The following is a 1644-nucleotide window of genomic DNA, read 5'->3' on the forward strand; positions in this document are numbered from 1 at the left end:
CGAATGCCGGCATCCTTGAAGGTGACTTCGTAGGAGAAAATACCCGGCAGTTCCAGGGTGCTTTCTTTCAGAGTCTTGCCTTCACAGGTTACACTGACTTTGGCGCTGCCCTGACCTTCGAGCATGGCCTGAATCCGGAAAGGATGTCCGGCGACGCGACGGTAGACCTGAGGATCGCGATTGGCGTTGTATTGCAGGTTGTTTAGTTTGACCATCTTGACGAGTTTGTTGCTCATGGTTGCCCCTTATTAATCACACTATAAAATGAATTATACACGCATTTAGCTAAAACTCTTTTATCCTAGACGAAAATCTCCCGGAGTGGTAGCGGGTTTCGCCGAAAAACCGATCAGGAGTGATGATGACCGAGTCAACACAGTTAATTACGGCACTGGATGCCGCCCATGAACGTATTGAAGCACTAGCCAAACAACAAAGCGCAGGAATGCCCTTGCCCGAATTGCTGGCAGCGGGCATTGCCGAAGCGCAGGCCATGTTGCGCATTATGCTGGAAAACGAGCATAAGCCTTATGCCAGTGATGCGGATTTGCTGGAATTGTGGAAAACCCTGGTGAAGGGCAAGCCCCACTGGAATACCATTCGCGATAATTGTCGTGAACTGATTTACTACCAGAATTGTCTGAAAGCGGAGCGTCAGGATGCACTGCCCGCCCAGCCTGAGCGGATGGTGATTCATACCCTGCGTCACATATTTCTGTATTTACGTAGTCATGCCGAACAAAATCAAGAGGGTTGAGTAATGAGTGAAATGATTATCCAGGAACCTTTTTACCAACCCGTAGCCAATGAAGTCGGGGTGTTTATGGCGGCCTGGAGCCGCCGTTTGCCGGTCATGCTCAAAGGCCCGACGGGCTGCGGCAAAACCCGCTTTCTGGAACATATGGCCTGGCGCCTCAAGCGGCCCCTGATTACCGTAGCCTGCCACGAAGATCTGACCAGTTCAGACCTGGTCGGACGCTTTCTCATTGAAGGAGATGCCACGGTCTGGCAGGACGGACCCTTGACCAAAGCGGTGCGTGAGGGGGCGATCTGCTATCTGGATGAAATTGTCGAAGCGCGGACCGACACGACGGTCGTGATCCATCCGCTGACGGACCATCGCCGCCATCTGCCCATTGAAAAGCTGGGCACGGAAATCAGTGCGCATCCCGATTTCATGCTGGTCATTTCCTACAATCCCGGTTATCAGACGGTTTTGAAAGATCTTAAACCCTCGACCAAACAGCGTTTTGTGGGTATGAATTTTACCTATCCCCCGGCCGAGGTGGAAACCCGGATTGTCATGAAAGAGGCGGGGCTGGATGAATCCCGCTCCAAGGCCCTGGTGGCGGCAGCAGATAAAGCCCGGAATCTCAAGGATCAGGGTCTGCAGGAAGTGACTTCGACGCGCGCGCTGATTTACGCTGGAGCGTTGATGGTGGCGGGACTGGAATCCCTGGAAGCCTGCACCATGGCGATCATCAACCCGCAAACGGATGATCCGGAATTAAGTGAGGCTTTGCTGGAAATTTTCCGGACTTTTTTTCCGGAACGTTAAGGAGCTTTCATGTCGGAAGCGACCGAAGAAATCCTCGAGCATCTGGCGGCCATCAGTTTTGTGGCCGGACGGGATGCCCGCGAAGC

General features: G+C 53.0%; 3 protein-coding genes. 2 read left to right on the plus strand and 1 reads right to left on the minus strand.

Going from position 1 to position 1644, the window contains the following annotated elements:
- Positions 1-236: hypothetical protein (locus AC2VLY_RS13115; protein WP_486894018.1), on the minus strand; the 236-nt coding region annotated here is incomplete at its 3' end.
- Positions 237-361: 125 nt separating this feature from the next.
- Between AC2VLY_RS13115 and AC2VLY_RS13120 the strand changes: the two genes are divergently transcribed.
- Positions 362-757: a hypothetical protein gene (locus AC2VLY_RS13120; protein ID WP_193651125.1), complete on the plus strand. Its 396-nt coding sequence runs from the start codon at positions 362-364 to the stop codon at positions 755-757.
- Between the two features lie 3 nt (positions 758-760).
- Positions 761-1558, plus strand: a complete 798-nt coding sequence (locus AC2VLY_RS13125; RefSeq protein ID WP_193651126.1) for a CbbQ/NirQ/NorQ/GpvN family protein — start codon at positions 761-763, stop codon at positions 1556-1558.
- The last annotated feature ends 86 nt before the right edge of the window (positions 1559-1644 follow it).

The organism is Acidithiobacillus sp. TH-A36 (genome assembly GCF_057473445.1).